Source organism: Chloroflexus sp. (assembly GCF_034435895.1).
Taxonomy (GTDB): Bacteria; Chloroflexota; Chloroflexia; order Chloroflexales; family Chloroflexaceae; genus Chloroflexus.
Genome location: NZ_DAOTWH010000056.1, coordinates 1 through 3,181, shown reverse-complemented (window position 1 = coordinate 3,181; position 3,181 = coordinate 1). Strand labels below are relative to the sequence as shown.

Annotated in this window: 1 protein-coding gene and 1 pseudogene; one reads left to right on the top strand and one right to left on the bottom strand. The window is 62.0% G+C overall.

Annotated features, from left to right (window positions below):
- Positions 1-1,611, bottom strand: a 1,611-nt coding sequence (locus tag U9R81_RS03445; protein WP_322494128.1) for a xanthine dehydrogenase family protein molybdopterin-binding subunit, incomplete at its 3' end; no start/stop codon positions are given.
- A 618-nt stretch (positions 1,612-2,229) separates the two neighbouring features.
- Between U9R81_RS03445 and U9R81_RS03440 the strand changes: the two are divergent.
- Positions 2,230-3,181: pseudogene (locus tag U9R81_RS03440) on the top strand (hypothetical protein); the annotation flags it as partial.

The window sequence follows — 3,181 nt, the reverse complement described above, 5'->3', positions numbered from 1 at the left end:
GGCCACCGCGCCTGCCACGCTGTAGGTAATCTGGCTGCCGCCGCTCGGCCCGGCAAACGGCCCGCTGCGGGTGTCGCCGGCCACAATCTCGACCTGCTCCGGCGGCACCCCCAGAATCTCGGCGGCCACCAGCACAAAGCTGCTATTGACGCCAGAAATATCGACCGACCCGACATGCACCCGCACCATGCCGTCGGTGTCAACCCGGCAGACTGCCGCCGCCGGCGACATGCCGCACGGCCAGCCGCCAATCGCCAGCCCAATTCCGCTGCCCGGCTGGCGTTCGCGCCAGAGTGGGTGGTTGGCGGCGGCTTCGAGCACCTTGGTCAACCCCATCGATGGCCACGGATCGTTATTGCCCATCGGATCGCCGGTGGTAGCCGCATTGCGCAGCCGCAGCTCCAGCGGATCGAGGCCCAACTTGCGGGCCAATTCATCCATCGCTGACTCGATCGCAAACGTGATCTGTGGCGCGCCGGGGGCGCGGTAGGCGCCGGCTTGCGGCTTGTGGGTCAGCACCTCGATCACGTCGATCTGCACGTTGGGGCAGCGGTAGTAGCCGCCGAGCAGCGTGCTCATAATCCCGCCCAAGGTAAACGGGTACACGCCGTTATCGTTCACGATCTCGGCCACCAGCGCGGTCAGCGTGCCAGCGCGGGTCGCGCCGAGCTTGAGCGTGATCGTGCTGGCCGGCGAGGGGGTGGTGGTGAGAAAATCCTCGCTTCGGTCAAGTATGATCCGCACGGGCCGGCCTACGGCGAGCGCCGCCGCTGCCGCCAGCGGTTCAAGAATGCCGTACTTCGCGCCAAACCCGCCGCCAACCGTCATCGGGATAACGGTCACTTGGCTGGGGCGGAGACCTAGCAACCGCGCGACTTCGTCACGCACGCCAAACTGGCCTTGCGTGCCGGTGTAGAGCGTGAGCTGCTTGCGCACCGGATCGACGTCGGCCACGACGGCGTGCGGTTCGAGGTAGCCTTGATGCACGATTGACGTGCGATAGGTTCCCTCTATCACCACCTCGGCGGCAGCCAAGGCCGCCAGCGCATCACCCCGGCTAAACTGTTTGTGTTCGTGGACGTTTGACGCCTCGTGTTCCGCCTGATCGTCACCGCGCGCCACCGCCGCATGCGCGGCAGTCAGATCGGCATCACCCTTCGGCGCACCCTGCGGCCAGATCACCGGCGCCGCCGGATCGAGCGCCGCTTCCGGCGTGACCGGGCCGGGCAGCGGCTCGTAATCAATCTGCAACGCCGCCAAGCCATCCTCGGCAGCGGCCAGACTCGTCGCCAACACCAGCGCCACCGGCTCGCCACGGTAGCGCACCACACCATCAGCCAGCGTGGTGGTTTGGCGCGATGAAGGCTGGCGGCCACGGGTGGGCAAGTCCGCCGCGGTCAGCACTGCCACCACGCCGGGCACGGCGCGGGCCGCGCTCGGATCAATGTTGGTGATGCGGGCATGGGCATACATGCTCAACGCCAATTTGCCGTGCAACAGACCGGGCAGATGCACGTCGCCGGCATAGCGGGCGCGCCCGGTCACTTTCTCGATCCCATCAACCGATTTACGTCCTTTGCCAAGGTAATGGTAGGGGGTGGAAGTGGTCATGCAAGTGCTCCCTTGTTGCGTGCATTGCCCTCATCATACCATAGTTGCCACTTGCATAACGTGGTATTCGATGCCATCGATTCGATTAGTTTTTTTGTTTTTAAGGTTGGTTAATTTTTAGAAAATCAATAACATTGCCTGTTATTCCATTTACGATTAATTAATTATAATCTTAAGGCTAGTTGCGAAAGAATTGTCTGAGCTTGTGAACTGACTGCTTTTGTTGATTAATCTTTTGGATTATAACCAAATCATTGCTAATAAGTTTTTAGTAACTTGCCCCTTTCAATAGGAATCCCACCGATTTGACGATGATATCCGCCTTGTCTACGCCGCATTGCAATTGATGCCGAGGAGATCGCTATGAAACCGCGCTTTGTGGGTCGTGCAATGTTAATCCTGCTCGTTGCGTTTATCCTGAACCTGTACGTAGGAGCGAAGGCTACAGCGTCATTCAGTTTATTGCCGATGAATGTTAGCAGTAGATACACGAACGCTATCTCTGTGAATCATACCGGTGACGCCAAAGTTGTGCTCACTAACACAGGCCGTATTCTTTATGCTGCTCCAGCAGTGGCTGGGACCGGTGATTGTTTGTCATGGGCAAATGCGTATCCGTTGCCGACAGCATTAAATCAAGCGCAAGCTGGTGATGAAGTGTGGGTGCAAGCCGGTGTGTATTATCCCGGCGCCAATCGCACCGATTCGTTTGTGCTGAAGGATGGTGTAGCGGTCTACGGCGGGTTTGCAGGGACGGCGACGAGTCGGGCGCAGCGGGATTGGCGGGCGAACGTGACGGTGTTGAGCGGGGATATTGACCGGAATGATGTGAATGCGGACGGGAACGGGATTGCGGAGATGTGGCAGGACATCCAAGGGGCGAATGCGTACCACGTGGTAGTGGCGAGCGGAGTAGGGCCAACGGCGGTGCTGGATGGGTTTGTGGTGACGGGGGGCCAAGCCAACGGGAGCGACAGCGGGCAGGCGCGTGGCGGCGGGGTGTACGTGGGCAACGGCAATCCGGTGCTGCGGAACGTAGTGTATCGTGGGGAACCGGGCGAGCGGCAATGGGGGCGGCGTGGGGTTGCGGGTGGGGGATTGCTGCTAAGCGGAGCGCGGGTGCAGGGGAATGAGGCAGGCGGTCATAGCGGCGGCGTGGCGCTGTTCAGTGCGACCGGGACGGTGGAGCAGAGCGTAATTGCGGGGAACCGGAGCGCTTGCTACGGGGGCGGGCTATTTGTGCAGGGCGGCCAAGCGACGGTGCGGAACACGCTGGTGAGCGGGAACCAGTCTGACCGGGGCGGGACGATCTATGGCGAGGGCGGGGCGCAGGTGGCGGTGGAGAGCGCAACGGTGGTGGGAAACGCCAGTGGCGGGGTGGGGCCGTACTATGCGACGGCGACGGTAGTGAACAGCATCGTGTGGGGGAACAACGGGTGGGCGCTGAGCGGGCAGGTGACGGTGCAGCACAGTGTGGTGCAAGGGGGGTGGAGCAACGGCAGCGCGGTGCTGGACGCTGATCCGCTCTTTGTAGCGCCGGTGGCGGCGACGGCGGTGCCGACGGCGGCGG